The organism is Streptomyces sp. NPDC050738 (assembly GCF_040654175.1).
Lineage (GTDB): Bacteria > Actinomycetota > Actinomycetes > Streptomycetales > Streptomycetaceae > Streptomyces.
In genome coordinates this window covers 518354-534747 of sequence record NZ_JBFAHN010000005.1, presented here as the reverse complement: position 1 = coordinate 534747, position 16394 = coordinate 518354, and the positions used below count along the sequence as shown (strand labels likewise).

At 72.0% G+C, this 16394-nt stretch carries 15 protein-coding genes and 1 rRNA gene; 12 read left to right on the top strand and 4 right to left on the bottom strand.

What is annotated here, in order from left to right:
- The 3 genes from rrf to AB0H78_RS16875 form a co-directional block, all read left to right on the top strand.
- Window positions 1-95 (top strand): 5S ribosomal RNA (gene rrf, locus AB0H78_RS16885); the annotation flags it as partial.
- A 252-nt stretch (window positions 96-347) separates the two neighbouring features.
- Window positions 348-1703, top strand: coding sequence for a hypothetical protein (locus AB0H78_RS16880; RefSeq protein ID WP_363235144.1), 1356 nt, complete (start codon window positions 348-350; stop codon window positions 1701-1703).
- Entirely contained in the window at window positions 1703-2476 is a 774-nt protein-coding gene (locus AB0H78_RS16875) for a hypothetical protein (protein ID WP_363235143.1), read from the top strand. Before AB0H78_RS16880 ends, AB0H78_RS16875 begins: the two co-directional genes overlap by 1 nt.
- A gap of 57 nt (window positions 2477-2533) precedes the next feature.
- On the opposite strand, the gene AB0H78_RS16870 is transcribed toward AB0H78_RS16875, so the two are convergent.
- Window positions 2534-3811, bottom strand: a complete 1278-nt coding sequence (locus AB0H78_RS16870) for a DUF1015 domain-containing protein (RefSeq protein ID WP_363235142.1) — start codon at window positions 3809-3811, stop codon at window positions 2534-2536.
- Between the two features lie 67 nt (window positions 3812-3878).
- Between AB0H78_RS16870 and AB0H78_RS16865 the strand changes: the two genes are divergently transcribed.
- The 4 genes from AB0H78_RS16865 to AB0H78_RS16850 are packed head-to-tail and all read left to right on the top strand — an operon-like array spanning window position 3879 to window position 7900.
- Window positions 3879-4907 (top strand): HAD-IIA family hydrolase, encoded by a 1029-nt coding sequence (locus AB0H78_RS16865; protein ID WP_363235141.1) that lies wholly within the window; start codon window positions 3879-3881, stop codon window positions 4905-4907.
- A gap of 55 nt (window positions 4908-4962) precedes the next feature.
- Window positions 4963-6006: an iron chelate uptake ABC transporter family permease subunit gene (locus AB0H78_RS16860; RefSeq protein WP_363235169.1), complete on the top strand. Its 1044-nt coding sequence runs from the start codon at window positions 4963-4965 to the stop codon at window positions 6004-6006.
- Window positions 6003-7058, top strand: a complete 1056-nt coding sequence (locus AB0H78_RS16855; RefSeq protein WP_363235140.1) for an iron chelate uptake ABC transporter family permease subunit — start codon at window positions 6003-6005, stop codon at window positions 7056-7058. Before AB0H78_RS16860 ends, AB0H78_RS16855 begins: the two co-directional genes overlap by 4 nt.
- A gap of 29 nt (window positions 7059-7087) precedes the next feature.
- Window positions 7088-7900 (top strand): ABC transporter ATP-binding protein, encoded by an 813-nt coding sequence (locus AB0H78_RS16850; protein WP_363235139.1) that lies wholly within the window; start codon window positions 7088-7090, stop codon window positions 7898-7900.
- Here AB0H78_RS16850 and AB0H78_RS16845 read toward each other — a convergent pair.
- Window positions 7884-8231, bottom strand: a complete 348-nt coding sequence (locus AB0H78_RS16845; RefSeq protein ID WP_363235138.1) for an SCP2 sterol-binding domain-containing protein — start codon at window positions 8229-8231, stop codon at window positions 7884-7886. The genes AB0H78_RS16850 and AB0H78_RS16845 overlap by 17 nt on opposite strands.
- 43 nt (window positions 8232-8274) lie before the next feature.
- Here AB0H78_RS16845 and AB0H78_RS16840 point away from each other — a divergent pair, with 43 nt between their 5' ends.
- From AB0H78_RS16840 to AB0H78_RS16830, 3 genes are read left to right on the top strand one after another with little or no spacing between them, the layout of a single operon-like run.
- Entirely contained in the window at window positions 8275-8532 is a 258-nt protein-coding gene (locus tag AB0H78_RS16840) for a hypothetical protein (protein ID WP_363235137.1), read from the top strand.
- A gap of 7 nt (window positions 8533-8539) precedes the next feature.
- A complete protein-coding gene (locus AB0H78_RS16835; RefSeq protein ID WP_363235136.1) occupies window positions 8540-9355 on the top strand; it encodes a TlyA family RNA methyltransferase in 816 nt (271 codons plus the stop codon).
- Window positions 9352-10266 (top strand): NAD kinase, encoded by a 915-nt coding sequence (locus AB0H78_RS16830; protein ID WP_363235135.1) that lies wholly within the window; start codon window positions 9352-9354, stop codon window positions 10264-10266. Before AB0H78_RS16835 ends, AB0H78_RS16830 begins: the two co-directional genes overlap by 4 nt.
- Here AB0H78_RS16830 and AB0H78_RS16825 read toward each other — a convergent pair.
- Window positions 10263-11612, bottom strand: coding sequence for an FtsX-like permease family protein (locus AB0H78_RS16825; RefSeq protein ID WP_363235134.1), 1350 nt, complete (start codon window positions 11610-11612; stop codon window positions 10263-10265). The genes AB0H78_RS16830 and AB0H78_RS16825 overlap by 4 nt on opposite strands.
- A 153-nt stretch (window positions 11613-11765) precedes the next feature.
- On the opposite strand from AB0H78_RS16825, the gene recN reads away from it, so the two are divergent.
- Both recN and AB0H78_RS16815 read left to right on the top strand, forming a co-directional pair.
- Complete coding sequence (gene recN, locus AB0H78_RS16820) at window positions 11766-13484, top strand: DNA repair protein RecN (RefSeq protein WP_363235168.1); 1719 nt, start codon at window positions 11766-11768, stop codon at window positions 13482-13484.
- A 218-nt stretch (window positions 13485-13702) separates the two neighbouring features.
- Window positions 13703-14797 carry a glycosyltransferase family 4 protein gene (locus AB0H78_RS16815; RefSeq protein WP_363235133.1) on the top strand — a complete coding sequence of 365 codons (1095 nt, stop codon included), beginning with the start codon at window positions 13703-13705 and terminating at the stop codon, window positions 14795-14797.
- A gap of 1 nt (window position 14798) precedes the next feature.
- Here AB0H78_RS16815 and AB0H78_RS16810 read toward each other — a convergent pair whose 3' ends face one another.
- On the bottom strand, window positions 14799-16388 hold the full coding sequence (locus AB0H78_RS16810) for a PucR family transcriptional regulator (RefSeq protein ID WP_363235132.1): 1590 nt from the start codon (window positions 16386-16388) through the stop codon (window positions 14799-14801).
- Window positions 16389-16394 lie beyond the last annotated feature (6 nt).

Here is a 16394-nt window from a genome sequence, read left to right as displayed (position 1 = left end):
AAACGCCCGGTTACATTCCGAACCCGGAAGCTAAGCCTTTCAGCGCCGATGGTACTGCAGGGGGGACCCTGTGGGAGAGTAGGACGCCGCCGAACAATCTTTCAAGGACCTTTGGTCCCAGCGTTCACGCTGGGACCAAAGGTCCTTTTTTATTTTCCGAAGCGCGTTGGATCGCCGACTGCGCGAGAATGACTTGCAGTACCCGAAGACAGGAGCCCCACCCATGTCCACCAACTCCCCCGACGATCGTCCGGAGCGCGAGCCGCGCGGGCGTGACGACCGCGACCGTGGGCCGCGCAGGGACAGTGACCGTGGTGGCTCCAGCTTCCGCAGGGACGACAACCGCGGTGGCGGTTTCCGTGGCGGCGACAACCGTGGGTCCGGCGGCCCGCGCCGTGATGACCGTGGCGGCCGGCCGGCCGGTGGCAGCGGTGGCGGTGGCGGTTATGGGCGTCGCGATGACCGGCCGAGTGGCCCGCGTCGTGATGATGACCGTGGTGGGCGTCCGAGCACGGGTGGTGGATACCGCGGTGGTCAGCGTGACGACAACCGTGGTGGTCGTCCCTCGGGTGGCGGTTACCAGGGTGGACGCGATGACCGTGGTGGTCGTCCCTCGGGTGGTGGCTACCAGGGCGGACGTGACGACCGTGGTGGTCGTCCTTCGGGTGGTGGCTACCAGGGTGGACGTGACGATCGTGGTGGTCGTCCCTCGGGCGGTTACCAGGGTGGGCGTGATGACCGTGGGCCGCGTCGTGATGACGACCGTGGTGGGCGTCCCTCCGGTGGTGGTTACCAGGGTCGGCGTGATGACCGTGGTGCGCGTCCCAGTGGTGGTGGCTTCGAGCGTCGTGACGACCGGCCGAGCTTCCGTCGTGATGACGACCGCGGTGGCCGTCCCTCCGGCGGTGGTTACCAGGGCGGGCGCGACGACCGTGGTGGGCGTCCTTCGGGTGGTGGCTACCAGGGTGGTGGCCGTCCTTCCGGCGGTGGTTACCAGGGTGGACGTGATGACCGTGGTGGTCGTCCCTCGGGCGGTTACCAGGGCGGGCGTGATGACCGTGGGCCGCGTCGTGATGACGACCGTGGCGGCCGCCCCTCCGGTGGTGGCTACCAGGGCGGGCGCGACGACCGTGGTGGGCGTCCTTCGGGTGGTGGCTACCAGGGTGGTGGCCGCCCCTCCGGCGGTGGTTACCAGGGTGGACGTGACGACCGTGGTGGTCGTCCCTCGGGCGGTTACCAGGGTGGGCGTGATGACCGTGGGCCGCGTCGTGATGACGACCGTGGTGGGCGTCCCTCCGGTGGTGGTTACCAGGGCCGGCGTGATGACCGTGGTGCGCGTCCCAGTGGTGGTGGCTTCGAGCGTCGTGACGACCGGCCGAGCTTCCGTCGTGATGACGACCGCGGTGGCCGTCCCGCCGGCGGTGGCTACCAGGGCGGACGCGACGACCGCGACCGTGGGCCGCGTCGTGATGACGAGCGTGGTGGCGGCTTCCGGCGCGACGACCGGTCCGGCGGTGGCGGTTTCGAGCGTCGTGATGACCGCGGCGGCGACCGTGGTGGGTATCGCGGTGGGCAGCGCGATGACCGCGGTGGCGACCGTGGCGGGTATCAGGGCGACCGGGACCGCGAGCCGATTCGTCGGCTCCCCATCCCCGACGACGTCACCGGGCAGGAGATCGACAAGGACGTGCGGCAGGAGCTGATGAGCCTGCCGAAGACCCTCGCCGACGACGTCGCCAAGAACCTGGTGATGGTCGCCCGGCTGCTCGACGAGGACCCGGAGGAGGCGTACGCCTACTCGCGTATCGCGCTGAAGCTCGCCTCCCGGGTGGCCGCCGTGCGTGAGGCTGCCGGCTTCGCCGCGTACGCCACGCAGAAGTACTCCGAGGCGCTGGCCGAGTTCCGGGCCGCCAAGCGCATGACCGGCAGCGTGGACCTGTGGCCCGTGATGGCCGACTGCGAGCGCGGTCTGGGCCGTCCCGAGCGGGCGATGGCCATGGCCGGCGAGCCGGAGGTCCAGAAGCTGGACAAGGCCGGTCAGGTCGAGATGCGCCTGGTCGCGGCCGGTGCCCGGCGTGACATGGGGCAGATCGACGCGGCGATCGTGACGCTGCAGAGCCCCGAGCTCGCGTCGAACTCCGTACAGCCGTGGACCTCGCGTCTGCGGTACGCCTACGCCGATGCTCTGGTGTCCGCCGGGCGTGAGGACGAGGCCAAGGAGTGGTTCGCCAAGGCGATCGAGGCCGACCGCGACGGCTCCACGGACGCTTCGGACCGGCTCGCCGAGCTGGAAGGCGTTGAGTTCGTCGACGTCGAGGAAGAGGAAGTGGACGAAGAGGAAGAGGCCGCGTCGGAGGCCGTCGAAGACGTCGAGGAGCAGGACGACGTCGAGGCCGGGCTCGATGAGGAGATCGACGAGGAGTCGGACGCGCCGCGTGCGTCGGACGGCGACAAGGACGGCGTCGACAAGGACTGAGTCCATGTGAGGAAGGGCGGCACCCCTGGGGTGCCGCCCTTTTTTGCGTACGGAAGGTCAGCCTGCGGTCAGGCTGCGCAGGACCAGGCCCGAGGCCGGCTTCGGGCCGAAGGATGTCGACTTGCGCGGCATCGTGACGCCTTGGCGGGCGAGGTCACGGACGACCTCTTCGCGTACCGGATGCATCAGGACGGCGGTCGCGTTGTGGCGCTCCGCCTGTTCGACCGCGGCCTCCGTGTCGTGGATGTACGCGATGTGCTCGGGGGTGTCCGGGATCCGCCAGACCTCGTCGAGCAGGGTGGAGTGCAGCACCGTCGCGTCCAGGGTGCGCCAGGCCTCGGGGCGGTCCGTGCGGATCGTGCGGGCGAGCAGGGACTCCGATGGCTGGTCGAGGAGGTGGAAGCGGCCGTCCCCGGCCAGCAGGAAGGCATTGCCTTCGGCTGTCGCCTCGGCGAGCGCGCTGAGGGCCTGGGGGAGCGGGGCCTCGATCGTACGGACACGAAAGGCGCCGGCCAGCCCTGTGAGGGCCTCCGCCACGGGAAGGCGGTGGAGCAGGCGGTGGATCGCGCGGACCTGGAGAGGATGGCGGGCCGTGTCGACGAGGAGCACCAGGCCGTACTCCCAGGGGCTGGGGGGCGCGTGCTCGGTGCGCAGCCGCAGATACGTCGCCCAGCGGTGGTGGCCGTCGGCGATCAGCGCCTGGCGGTGCTCGAGGTCGGTGCGGACCTCCGTCAGGTCGTCGGGGTCGGTCAGCGACCAGAGGCGGTGGCTGAAACCGTCCTCCGTGGTGGTGGAGAGGAGGGGGGCACGGGTCAGCGTGCGGTCGATGACCGCTGCCGCGCCGGTGGCGGAGCCGTCCGAGCGGTAGGTGAGCAGGAGGGGTTCGAGATTCGCCGCTGTCGTACGCATCAGGGCCGCCCGGTCCTCGACGATGTGCGGCATCACGTCCTCGTGGGGCAGGACGATGCCCTCCTCGGGGGCGGAGAGGGCCAGGGCGCCGACCAGGCCGCGCTGGAGGAGATCGCCCTTGCGCTGTTCGTAGACGTAGAGCGCCGGTTCGGGGTCGGGGGCGAGGACGCCCTCCGCGAGCCAGCGGGTGAGCGTGGCCGCCGCCTGTTCATTGCGGGCGGCGGGGGTACTCGCCTGCGGGAGGATCAGCCGGACGATGTTGTGCGGGTCGGCGGACTCCAGGTGATGCAGTCCGTCGGGGCGGACCACGACGTCGTACGGGGGAGAGGTGACGGCCGAGATGCTGCCGACCCGCTCGGGGACGTACCGCAGTCCGCGGAAGGGGAACAGGTGCAGGCCGTCGGCCGCACGCCCAGTTGTGCTCATTGCTGCATCGTAGGTGTGGTGCGGCGATGGGGGATGATCGGGGGAGAACCAGCGAATGAGGAGTGCGATGAGTCAGCAGAGCAGGACCATGCCCGCCGGGAGCGCGAGTGCGCTGAGCGAGGCGTACGACACTGCTCTGCTGGATCTGGACGGGGTGGTCTACGCGGGCGGCGAGGCGATCGCGCACGCCGTCGAGTCGCTGGCGACGGCGCGGGACGGCGGGATGCATCTCGCGTACGTCACCAACAACGCGCTGCGGACCCCGGACGCGGTGGCCGGGCATCTCACGGAGCTGGGGATCCCCACCGAGGAGAGCGATGTCATCACCTCCGCGCAGGCGGTCGCACGGCTGATCTCCGAGCAAGTGCCGGAAGGTGCACGGGTGTTGGTGATCGGCGGCGAGGGGCTGCGGGTCGCGCTGCGTGAGCGCGGGCTGGTCCCGGTCGACTCGGCCGATGACGACCCGGCCGCTGTGGCGCAGGGGTTCGGTGGTCCCGATCTGCCGTGGTCGCGTTTTGCCGAGGCTTCCTACGCGATCAGGCGCGGGGTGCCGTGGTTCGCGTCCAACACCGATCTGACCATTCCCAGTGCGCGGGGGATCGCTCCGGGGAACGGGGCTGCGGTCGAGGTCGTACGCATCGCGACCGGCGCCGAACCGCAGGTGGCCGGGAAGCCGCTGCCGCCGATGCACCGGGAGACCGTGCTGCGCACCGGGGCGAAGCGGCCGCTGGTCGTGGGGGACCGGCTCGACACGGATATCGAGGGGGCGTTCAACGGGGGTGTGGACTCGCTGCTCGTGCTGACCGGGGTGACCGACGGGGCGCAGCTGCTGGCTGCGAAGCCCGAGCACCGGCCGACCTTTGTCGACGCCGACCTGCGGGGGATGCTGGCCGGGCAGCCGGAGGTGACCGAGCGGGACGGCGGGTTCGGGTGCGGGGGCTGGACCGCTTCCGTACGGGACGAGGCGTTTGTGCTGGACGGTGACGGGGAGGCGATGGACGGGCTGCGGGCGCTGTGCGCGGCGGCCTGGACCGCTGCGGGCGACGGTGTGTGCGCGCTGGATGCGGGAAAGGTGCTCGACCGGCTGGGGCTGTAGAGGCCCTGGAGCCCCTGGACAGCACTCGATGAGGTTAGGTTAACCTAACTGGGTGTTGGTAGAGAGTCCTCCTCAGACGGATGCGGCGACCGCTTCCGTGCCCCGCACGCGCCATGCGGTGCGTGCCGCCGGTCTTCTCGCGTCAACGGCCCTGCTGGCGCTGGTCGTTGTGGCGAGCATCGCGATCGGCGCCAAACAGGTGCCGGTCGGCGACGTGTGGCACGGCCTGATGCACAGCTCGGGCGCGGGCACCGACGTCCTCATCCGTGAGGTGCGCGTACCGCGGACCGTGCTCGGCCTGCTCGTCGGATCCGCCCTCGGGGTGGCCGGCGCGGTCATGCAGTCGCTCACCCGCAACCCCATCGCCGAGCCCGGCGTCCTCGGAGTCAATGCGGGGGCGGCGGCCGCCGTGGTCACCGCGATGAGCCTCTTCGGCATCACGTCCTTCACCGGCTATGTGTGGTTCGCGTTCGCCGGCGCGGCCGTCGTCTCGGTCCTCGTGTACGCACTGAGCGGCGGCCGCACCGCCACCCCGGTGCGCCTCGCACTCGCCGGTACGGCGCTCAGCGCCGCGCTGATCGGCTATGTGAACGCCGTAGAGCTCCTGAACTCGGCGGCGCTGGAACAGATGCGCTTCTGGGCGGTGGGCTCACTGGCCTCCGCCGACGGGAAGACCGTCTCCCAGGTGTGGCCGTTCATCACGGTCGGGCTGGTCCTCGCCCTGCTGATCGCGCGGCCGCTCAACGCCATGGCGATGGGCGACGACACCGCCAAGTCACTGGGCGCCCACCTGAACCGGACCCGCGTCCTGGCGATGATCGCCATCACCCTGCTCTGCGGGGCCGCGACCGCCGCCTGCGGACCGATCCTCTTCATCGGGCTCATGGTGCCGCACATCGTGCGGGCCATCACCGGGCCCGACATGCGCTGGGTCCTGCCGTACTCGGCGGTGCTCTCGCCCGTGCTGCTGCTCGGTGCCGATGTGGTGGGACGGGTCGTGACCCGGCCCGCCGAGCTGCAGGTCGGCATCGTGACCGCGCTCATCGGCGGGCCCGTCTTCATCTTTCTCGTACGCCGCCGGAGGATGGCCCAGCTGTGAAAGCGACAGAAGCGATACGTGGGACACGTGCGGTCCGCACCGCGGGCGGGCTCTCGTTCCGGGTCGATGTGCGGGCGGCGCTGGCCATTGGCGCGCTGACCGTCATGGCGGTGGCCGCCGCGGTCGTGCTGATCGGGGTCGGCGACTATCCGATCGCACCGGGCGACGTCGTACGGACCCTCTTCGGAGGCGGCACTGCCGCGCAGGAATTCATCATCAACGACCTGCGGCTGCCGCGCGTGCTCGTCGGGCTGCTCGTCGGGCTCGCTCTCGGGATCTCGGGGGCGGTCTTCCAGTCCATCTCCCGCAATCCGCTGGGCAGTCCGGATGTGATCGGGTTCGGCCAGGGGTCGTCCGTGGGCGCGCTCACGGTGATCGTCCTCTTCCAGGGCGGGGCCGTCGCCGTCGCGGGAGGGGCGATCGTCGGCGGACTGGTGACCGGGGTCGCCATCTACGCACTGGCCTGGAAGCGCGGCGTGCACGGCTACCGGCTGGTCCTCGTGGGGATCGGGGCGGCCGCCATGCTCACCGCCTGCGTCAGCTATCTCCTCACCAAGGCCAATCTGGTCGACGCCACCCGGGCCGTGGTGTGGATGACCGGCTCGCTCGACGGGCGGGACTGGTCGCAGTTCTGGCCGCTGCTCGCGGCCTGTGCGGTCCTTGTGCCGCTGGTGCTCGGCAACGGGCGGAATCTGCGGATGCTGGAGATGGGCGACGACGCCGCATTCGCCTTGGGCGTACGGGTCGAGCGGACCCGCCTCGTCCTGATGCTGGCCGCCGTACTGCTCACCGCGATCGCGACGGCCGCGGCCGGCCCGATCGCGTTCGTGGCACTGACGGCGCCGCAGCTCGCCCGCCGGCTGACCCGCTCGGCCGGGCCCAATCTGCTCGCCGCCGCCGTGATGGGCGCCGTACTGGTCGTCGTCGCCGACTGGATCGCCCAGCAGGCCTTCGGCGACCGGCAACTGCCGGTGGGCGTGGTGACCGGTGTGCTGGGCGGCTGCTATCTGCTGTGGCTGCTGGTCACCGAACGCAAGGCAGGACGGATCTGATGACCTCGTTGAATTCCGGGAGTACGACCATGCAGCGACTGACCGCCGAGGCCGTGACCCTCGGATACGACCAGCGCACCATCGCCGAGAATCTGTCCGTCGAGATCCCGGACAACTCGTTCACGGTCATCGTCGGGCCCAACGCATGCGGCAAATCGACCCTGCTGCGGGCGCTGTCGCGGATGCTGAAGCCGGCCAAGGGGCGGGTGCTTCTCGACGGGCAGACCATCGGGTCGATGCCCGCGAAGAAGGTCGCCAGGACGCTGGGGTTGCTGCCGCAGTCGTCGATCTCCCCGGACGGGATCACCGTCGCCGACCTGGTGGCGCGCGGGCGCTATCCGCACCAGGGGCTGCTGCGCCAGTGGTCGCCCGAGGACGAGCGCGTCGTCGACGAGTCGATGACCTCGACGGGCGTCGCCGATCTGGCCGATCGCTATGTCGACGAATTGTCCGGCGGTCAGCGCCAGCGGGTGTGGATCGCGATGGCGCTGGCCCAGCAGACACCGCTGCTGCTGCTCGACGAGCCGACGACGTTCCTGGACATCCAGCACCAGATCGATGTGCTCGACCTGTGCGCCGAACTGCACGAGACGCAGGGGCGCACGCTCGTCGCCGTACTGCACGACCTGAATCACGCGGCCCGCTACGCCACCCATCTGATCGCCATGCGGGAAGGGGCGATCGTGGCGGAGGGCGCTCCGGAGGACGTCGTCACCGCGGAGCTCGTGGAACGGGTCTTCGGGGTGAAGTGCCAGGTCATCGAGTGTCCGCAGACCGGGACTCCGCTGGTGGTGCCGGCCGGGCGCAAGGCTCGTGTCCGTACGGCTACAGCAGTGTCCTGAGCCGCAGCAGATCGCGGAAGCCCGCCTCCAGGCGCACCCGGCCCGAGGCCCAGGCCTTGGCGAAGTTCAGCTCGCCGTCGACCATCGCCACCAGGTCGTCGCCCTTCATGGCGAGGCGGATCTGCGCCTTTTCGCGGGGCGATCCCTGCTGGGTGTCCCTGACCTCGATACGGCCGTCCACCAGACGGCCGGTGAAGGTGACGTCGAGGTCCGTGATGTGGCAGCTGAGCGAACGGTCGAGCGCTGCTGCGCTGCGGACCTGGCTGTTCGCCTGCACCATGCTGTCCGAAAGCTTGTCGAGCGCGCTGCGGCACTCCTGAGTCGTGGCCATCGTGATCGACGGTACCCCAGCGGATCGCGGTAGCGTCTGGTGCATGAGCGACAGTGACGGCGGCCCCCTCCCGGTCCTGGACCCCGCAGCGCCCCGGCCCCTGGGCGTGATGCGTACACCCACCGGAAACGCGCAGGTCGACGCGGATCTCGAGCGGCTCGGCGATGCGGACCACCTCCCGGCGGACGGACACATCGAGGTGTACGAAGATGTACACCGGGGGCTGCGTGAGGCGCTGGACGCGCTGGACGCACGCCCGGGACCTCCGGCTCCCCCGACTCAGTACGACCGCAGGAGCTGAACGAAACGTGGCAGGAGTGGCACGCCGCCGCCTCGACGCCGAGCTGGTCCGCAGGAAGCTCGCGCGCTCGCGCGAGCACGCCAGTCAGCTGATCGCCGCGAAGCGGGTCACCGTCGGCGGCGCCACCGCGACCAAAGCGGCGACCCAGGTCGAGACGAGCGCGGCCGTGGTCGTGCTCAAAGACGACAGCGACCCCGATTACGTCTCGCGCGGCGGGCACAAACTGGCCGGCGCCTTCGCGGCCTTCATGCCGCAGGGGCTGAAGGTCGAGGGGCGGCGCGCGCTGGACGCGGGCGCCTCCACCGGAGGCTTCACCGATGTGCTGCTGCGGACCGGGGCCGCGCACGTGGTGGCCGTGGACGTGGGGTACGGGCAGCTCGCCTGGTCGCTGCAGAGCGATGAGCGGGTCACCGTGAAGGACCGTACGAACGTACGCGAGTTGACGCTCGACGCGATCGACGGGGTGCCGGCCGATCTGGTGGTGGGGGACCTCTCCTTCATCGCCCTTGGCCTGGTGCTTCCCGCTCTGGCGCGGTGCGTCGCACCCGACGCCGACCTGGTGATGATGGTCAAGCCGCAGTTCGAGATCGGCAAGGACCGGCTCGGCAGCGGAGGCGTCGTACGGAGCCCGGAACTGCGGGCCGAGACGGTACGGACCGTGGCGCGCAGGGCCGCCGAACTCGGCCTCGGCGTACGCGGCGTGACCGCGAGCCCGCTGCCTGGACCTTCCGGAAATGTCGAGTATTTTCTGTGGCTGCGGGCGGATGCGCCCGCGCTCGATCCGGCCGATGTGGACCGTGCAGTGGCAGAGGGGCCGCAGTGACAGACGTAGAAGCAGCAGCGACGCGCACCGTTTTCCTGCTCGCGCACACGGGGCGGCCCGCCGCCATCCGCAGTGCCGAGCTCGTCGTCGAAGGGCTGCTCAAATGCGGCCTGGGCGTCCGGGTCCTGGAGGCGGAGGCGGCCGATCTGCCGCTGCCCGCATCGGTGCAGCTGGTCGCCGAGGCGACGCCCGCGGCCCTGGACGACTGCGAACTGCTGATCGTGCTCGGCGGTGACGGGACGCTGCTGCGCGGCGCCGAGTTCGCGCGCGCCTCCGGGGTGCCGATGCTCGGCGTCAATCTGGGGCGGGTCGGCTTCCTCGCCGAGGCCGAGCGCGACGACCTCGACAAGGTCGTCGACCGGGTCGTCACCCGTGCGTACGAGGTCGAGGAGCGCATGACGCTCGACGTCCTCGTCCACAACAACGGCGACGTCGTGCACCAGGACTGGGCGCTGAACGAGGCCGCCGTACAGAAGACCGAGCCCGAGCGGATGCTGGAGGTCGTCCTGGAGATCGACGGGCGTCCGGTGACCGGCTTCGGCTGCGACGGGATCGTCTGTGCGACACCGACGGGGTCGACCGCGTACGCCTTCTCGGCGGGCGGGCCCGTGGTCTGGCCCGAGGTGGAGGCACTGCTCATGGTGCCCATCGGGGCGCACGCGCTCTTCGCCAAGCCGCTGGTGACGTCGCCGACGTCGGTGCTCGCCGTGGAGGTGCAGCCGCACACCCCGCAGGGCGTGCTCTGGTGCGACGGGCGCAGGTCGGTTCCGCTGCCGGCGGGGGCGCGCGTGGAGGTCCGTCGGGGCGAGGTGCCCGTACGGCTGGCGCGGCTGCACCATGCCTCGTTCACCGACCGTCTGGTCGCCAAGTTCGCGCTGCCGGTGGCCGGTTGGCGCGGGGCGCCGAACTAGCTCGCTCGCCCCGACTGGAGTGCGGGCCTGCGCAGGGCCGCACTCACGGGCACCCCCGTGGCCAGTACCGTGAGCGCCGCTGTGCCCGCCACCACTCCCAGGGCCGCCTGCCAGGGGACGTACGGGAAAGGTGACCCGAAGGCCGTGCTGAGCATCGGTGCCAGGGTGAGCAGGGCGATCGCGGTGCCCAGGGCGAGCGAGGTGGCCGCCACGATCAGCGCCTCCCAGACCGCCATCGCCCGCACCTGCGACGGGCTCGTGCCGACCACCCGCAGCAGGGCGATGTCGCGGCGGCGCTCGAAGGAGATCATGGCGAGGGTGTTGGCCGCGGCGATGGCCGCGAAGCCCGTGTAGAGGGCGGTGCCGAGGTACTCCAGCCAGACGTCGCCGGGGCTGCCCGCGCTGCCCGTACGGTGCTGGGTGGTGGCCAGCAGCATGATCTTGATGAGTCCGAAGCCGGTGGCCAGCACGAGCGGAACCACCGCCGCGGAGAAACGGCGTGGCTGCGAGCGGACGTTGAGCGCCGCCAGCTGTGCGGTCGCTCCGAAGCGTGCGAAGGGCGCGGAGACGAGCCGGGCGGCGGGGCCGACGATCCGCGGGCCGAGCAGTCCCACGCCCACGCAGAACAGGATCAGTACGAAGAAGGCGGCCTGGCCCGCGTCCTCGGCGGACTGCCGCGAGAGCAGTACGGAGAGAAGGAGCCCGCCGCCGACGGCGATCACCCCGAGCGGTGCCCGCATCCACCCCAGACCCGTGCGGCCCGCCAGCGCCTCGTCCAGCGCCCTGGCAGGGCGCAGCAGGGAGAAGCGCAGCGAGGTGAGCATCGCGGCGGCCGTCGAGGTGACCACGGCCACGCCCAGACAGATCGGCAGGACGAGCCAGCTGAAGCCGAAGGGCACACCCCGGGGGATCAGCCCGTGCGTCACCATCGCGTCGAACCAGAACCGGGACACCGCCGAGCCGATCACCGCTCCCGCGAGCGCGGCCGGTACGGATGCGGCCAGGGCCTGGGCCGCCACGGCCCGGCGGACCTGGCGGGGGCGGGCGCCGATCGCCCGCACCAGTGCCAGCTCGCGGTGCTGCTGCACCACCGCTGTCCCCATGGTGGACGCGACGACAAAAATCGACATGTAGATCGAGACCATCAACAGGACGAGAGCCGTGTCGCCCACGCTGTTGGCGGACATGGTCCTGCGCGCCCGGGCGGACACCCCGTCGCCTCCGGTGGCGATCAGAACCGTCGCCGATGCGCTCACGACGATCGCCGCGAACAGCGCTGCCACCACGGTCCCTACGAAGGCGGGGCGGTGCCCGCGCAGTGCTGAAGACGACAGTCCTGTACCCATGCGGTCAAGCGTGACGGGGGAGGCGGAGCGGGCGCCATGAGGTGATCACCCCGTTTGGGGTGGGGTTTTCCCCCGCGCACGGGAGGGTGACGGTACGGGGCCCGTCGCACACCGGGCCCGGGACCTCGTAAGGTCGTGTCCGTGCTGGAGGAGATGAGGATACGGTCGCTCGGGGTCATCGACGACGCTGTCGTGGAGCTGTCACCCGGGTTCACCGCGGTGACCGGCGAGACCGGCGCGGGCAAGACCATGGTGGTGACCAGCCTGGGGCTGCTGCTGGGCGGGCGCGCTGACGCCGCGCTGGTGCGGCTCGGGGCCAAGTCGGCTGTCGTCGAGGGGCGGATCACCGTGCCCGCGGGTGCGCCCGCTGCCGTACGGGCCGAGGAGGCCGGGGCCGAACTCGACGACGGGGCGCTGCTCGTCAGCCGTACGGTCTCCGCCGAAGGGCGCTCACGGGCGTTCCTCGGCGGGCGCTCCGTGCCGGTGGGGCTGCTCGCCGAACTCGCGGACGACCTGGTCGCCGTACACGGGCAGACCGATCAGCAGGGACTGCTGCGGCCCGCCAGGCAACGGCAGGCGCTCGACCGGTACGCGGGCGACGCGGTCGCCGGGCCGCACGCCAAGTACGCGGCGGCCTACCGGCGGCTGCGGGACGTCGTGGTCGAACTGGACGAGCTGACCACGCGGGCGCGCGAGCGGGCCCAGGAAGCGGATCTGCTGCGCTTCGGCCTCGACGAGGTCGCCGGCGTGGAGCCGCTGCCCGGCGAGGACACCGAGCTCGCCGCCGAGGCCGAGCGTCTGGGTCACGCGGAGGCGCTCGCCTCCGCCGCCGCTCTCGCGCACGGCGCGCTGGCCGGCAACCCCGAAGACCCGGAGAGCGTCGACGCGACGACCATGGTCGCCGGGGCGGGCCGGGCGCTGGACGCCGTACGGTCGCACGACCCCGCCCTCGGCGTGCTCGCCGAGCGCATCGGGGAGATCGGGATCCTGCTCACCGACGTGGCGACGGAGCTCGCGGGCTACGCCGACAACCTGGACGCCGACCCGCTGCGGCTGGCCGCGGTGGAGGACCGGCGGGCCGCACTGACCCAGCTCACCCGCAAGTACGGCACGGACATCACCGCCGTGCTCGCCTGGGCCGAGGACGGCGCCGTACGGCTGACCGAGCTGGAGGGCGACGACGACCGGATCGGCGAACTCACCACGGAACGCGACGCATTGCGTGCCGAACTCTCCGGCCTGGCGCAGGCGTTGACCGACGCGCGCACCGAGGCCGCGGAGCGCTTCGCGGCAGCGGTGACCGCCGAACTGGCCTCGCTGGCCATGCCGCATGCCCGGGTCTCCATCGACATCCGCCAGGCCGACGACCCCGAGGGCGTCGAGGTGGGCGGCAGGCTCGTCGCGTACGGGCCGACCGGCGCCGACGAGGTCGAGCTGCTGCTCGCACCGCACCCCGGCGCGCACCCCCGCCCCATCGCCAAGGGGGCGTCGGGCGGCGAGCTTTCGCGGGTCATGCTCGCGGTGGAGGTCGTCTTCGCCGGCTCGGACCCCGTACCGACCTATCTCTTCGACGAGGTGGACGCGGGCGTCGGCGGCAAGGCGGCCGTCGAGGTCGGGCGCCGGCTCGCGCGCCTCGCCAAGTCGGCCCAGGTCGTGGTCGTGACGCACCTGCCGCAGGTCGCGGCCTTCGCGGACCGGCAACTGCTCGTGGAGAAGACGAACGACGGGTCGGTGACCAGGAGCGGCGTGACGGTCCTGGAAGGCGAGGACCGCGTACGGGAACTCTCGCGGATGCTGGCGGGCCAGGAGGACTCCGAGACGGCGCGCGCGCACGCGGAGGAGCTGCTGGCGACGGCGCGGGCGGACGGCTGAGCTGCGGCGCTGGTCAGAGCGTCGGCGTACGGGGGAGAAGGTGCGCCGCGCCCTGGCGGGTTGAGCCGCCTGCTCACCCATGTGGGTGATCCAGGACGCGAGTTGACACGACCGCGTACGGGATCGGCCGCCCGGCAGTGCCGGAACGCGCGTGCCAACTGGCATCCTTGGGCGCAGAACCCCTCCCGCCCGACGCCGACTCAGGAGTCTCCGGCCACGTGAGCAGCACCCCGGCCCCGCTGAACGCCGTCCTCGTCCTCGGAGGCGGCAGTGCGGGCAGCAGTGCGCACGTCCGGTCCCTGGCAGCCGGGCTCGTCGAACGGGGCGTGCGCGTCACGGTGTGCGCCCCCGCCGCGCTGGAACGCGCCTATGACTTCATCGGCGCGGGCGCCCACTTCGTGCCCGTACCGCGCCGCAGCGACCCGGCCGCCGTCGCCGCACTGCGCGCGGCCTGCGCGGGAGCGGGCGTCGTCCACGCGCACGGACTGAACGCGGCCGTACGCACCACCCTCGCCCTCGGCGGGCACCGCAGCACCCCGCTGGTCGTCACCTGGCACACCAGGGCCCACACCGAGGGCGCGCGCGGTCATCTCCTGCGGCTGATGGAGCGAAGGGCCGCCCGTGCGGCGGCCGTTGTCCTCGCCACCTCGTCCGACCTCGTCGACCGCGCCCGCAGCAGGGGCGCGCGCGACGCACGCCTCGCGTCGGTCGCCGTGCCCGCGCCCCGGCCGCCCGCGGACGGCACCGAGAGCAAGGCGCGGGCCGAACTGGGCGCCGTGGACCGCCCGTTGGTGATGGCCGTGGGCAGCCTGGTGGCACACCGGGGATACGGAACCCTCCTCGACGCGGCCGGACTCCTTCGCGGGCTCGACCCGCTGCCGCTGGTCGTGATCGCGGGAGAGGGCCGGGAACGGGGCGCGCTGCAGCGCCGTATCGAAGCCGAATCGCTGCCTGTACGGCTCATCGGCAGCCGGGACGACGTCACCGAGCTGCTCGCCGCCGCGGACGTCGCCGTGCTGCCCAGTCGCTGGGAGGCCAGGTCCCTGCTGGCGCAGGAGGCGCTGCGCCTGGGCGTCCCGCTGGTGGCGACGGCCGTCGGAGGGGTGCCCGAACTCGTGGGCCGGGCAGCCGAACTCGTACCGTACGGAGACGCCGAGGCCCTCGCCGCACGCGTGTCCGCGCTCCTCGCCGACCCCGAGCGACGCAGCCGGCTCGCGGCTGCAGGGCGGGCGCAGGCGGCGGGCTGGCCGACTGAGGACGAGACGGTGGCCCAAGTCCTCAGCGTCTACGACGAGTTGACCCACCCCAGGTGACTCAGGACGTATGACGGCGGGCCCGCAGCGCGAGGCTCAGCGCCAGCACCGTCTGCGGATCGTCCAGGTCCGTGCCGAGCAGATCCGCTATGCGGGCCAGGCGGTTGTAGAGCGTCTGGCGGTTCAGATGGAGCTCGCGCGCCGTCTCCGCCTTGCGGCCCGCATGCGCCAAGTACGTCTGGAGCGTGGGCAGCAGGGGCGGCCGTGAGGTGCGGTCGTGCTCGCGCAGGGGACCGATCGCCCGGTCGACGAAGGCGGCCAGATCGGGGTGGTCCCGCAGCCGCCAGAGCAGCAGATCGATGTCGAGGCGCCGCGCGTCGTACCACGGTCGGTCCGTGAGCCCCTGCGCCGCAGTGGCCGTCTCCGCCGCATGCCGCAGCCCCGCCGAAGCGGCCGCCCAGCCGCCCGCGACCCCGACCACCACCACCGGCGGATGTGCCCCGGCCCGCTCCAGACCGGCGCGCTCGACCCCCGCGCGTAGGGCCACGGCGACCCGGTCGGCGACCGCCGTGCGCTCCGACTCGCCGCGCAGCCCCAGCAGCAGCGGAACCCGCCCCTCCACCGGCCGTACGCCAAGGAGCACCGGCACCCCCACCGACGCCAGCTCCTCGAGGACCGCCCGCGCCAGCACAGCCCAGTTGCCCGTCGGCGACAGCTCAGAGGCGAGCCGCATCACCACCGGCAGCAGCGGCCCCTCGCCCGGCTTGAAGCCCAGCACCCGTGCCTGGGCGGGCGCGTCCTCGGCGCTGATCCGCCCCTCCGCGAGATCGGTGAGGAAATCACCGCGCCCGCGCGCCGCCAGCTCCTCCTCCTGACGCGCCTGCATCAGGACCACGGCGAGGATTCCCGCGGCCCGCTCGGCCGCCATACGGTGCACGGGCGCGAGCGGCCCCACCACCGGAAGCAGCGCGATCCTCGCCCGTACGAAACCCGTCCCCGGACCCCCGCCAGGAACCTCCACCAGCACCGCACCCGCGGGCCGGTGGCCGCGCAGCCCCTCCCACACCTGGAGCGGCTCGCCTTCCCCTGCGGCGTACAGCAGCTGCCCGTCCGCCGTCTCCAGGAAGACCGGATTGCCCGCGAAGTCGGCCAGGATCCGCAGGACTTGAGGCACCCCGCCCCCGCCGAGCAGCGCCTCCGTGCACCGCCGGTGCACCTCCTCGGCGCGCTGCAGCAGCGCGTAGTGACCATTGACGATCTCCGTGTGGACCTCTTCCGTCACCGAGACGAAAGGGACCTCACGGTGCAGCTGTACGAGAGGGAGCCCGGCGGCCCGCGCCGTCTCCACCAGGGTCGCGGGCAGCCTGCTGAAGCGCGGACCGAGCTCCACCACGAGCGCCGCGATGCCCCGGTCGGCGAGCCTGCGGACGAACGCCCGCTGTTCGGCGGGCCGGGTGCCGAGACCGAGCCCTGTGGTGAGAAGCAGCTCGCCGCCCTTGAGCAGCGAGGCGATGTTCGGCACCTCGCCCGCGTGCACCCAGCGCACCGTGCGCTGCAGCCGGTCCGCACCCGCCACGACCTCGGGAAGGCCGCCGCGCAGACCCGGCAGTTCCAGCGCCCGCTGCACAGTGATCCCGCCCTGGTTCTCCATGGCCCG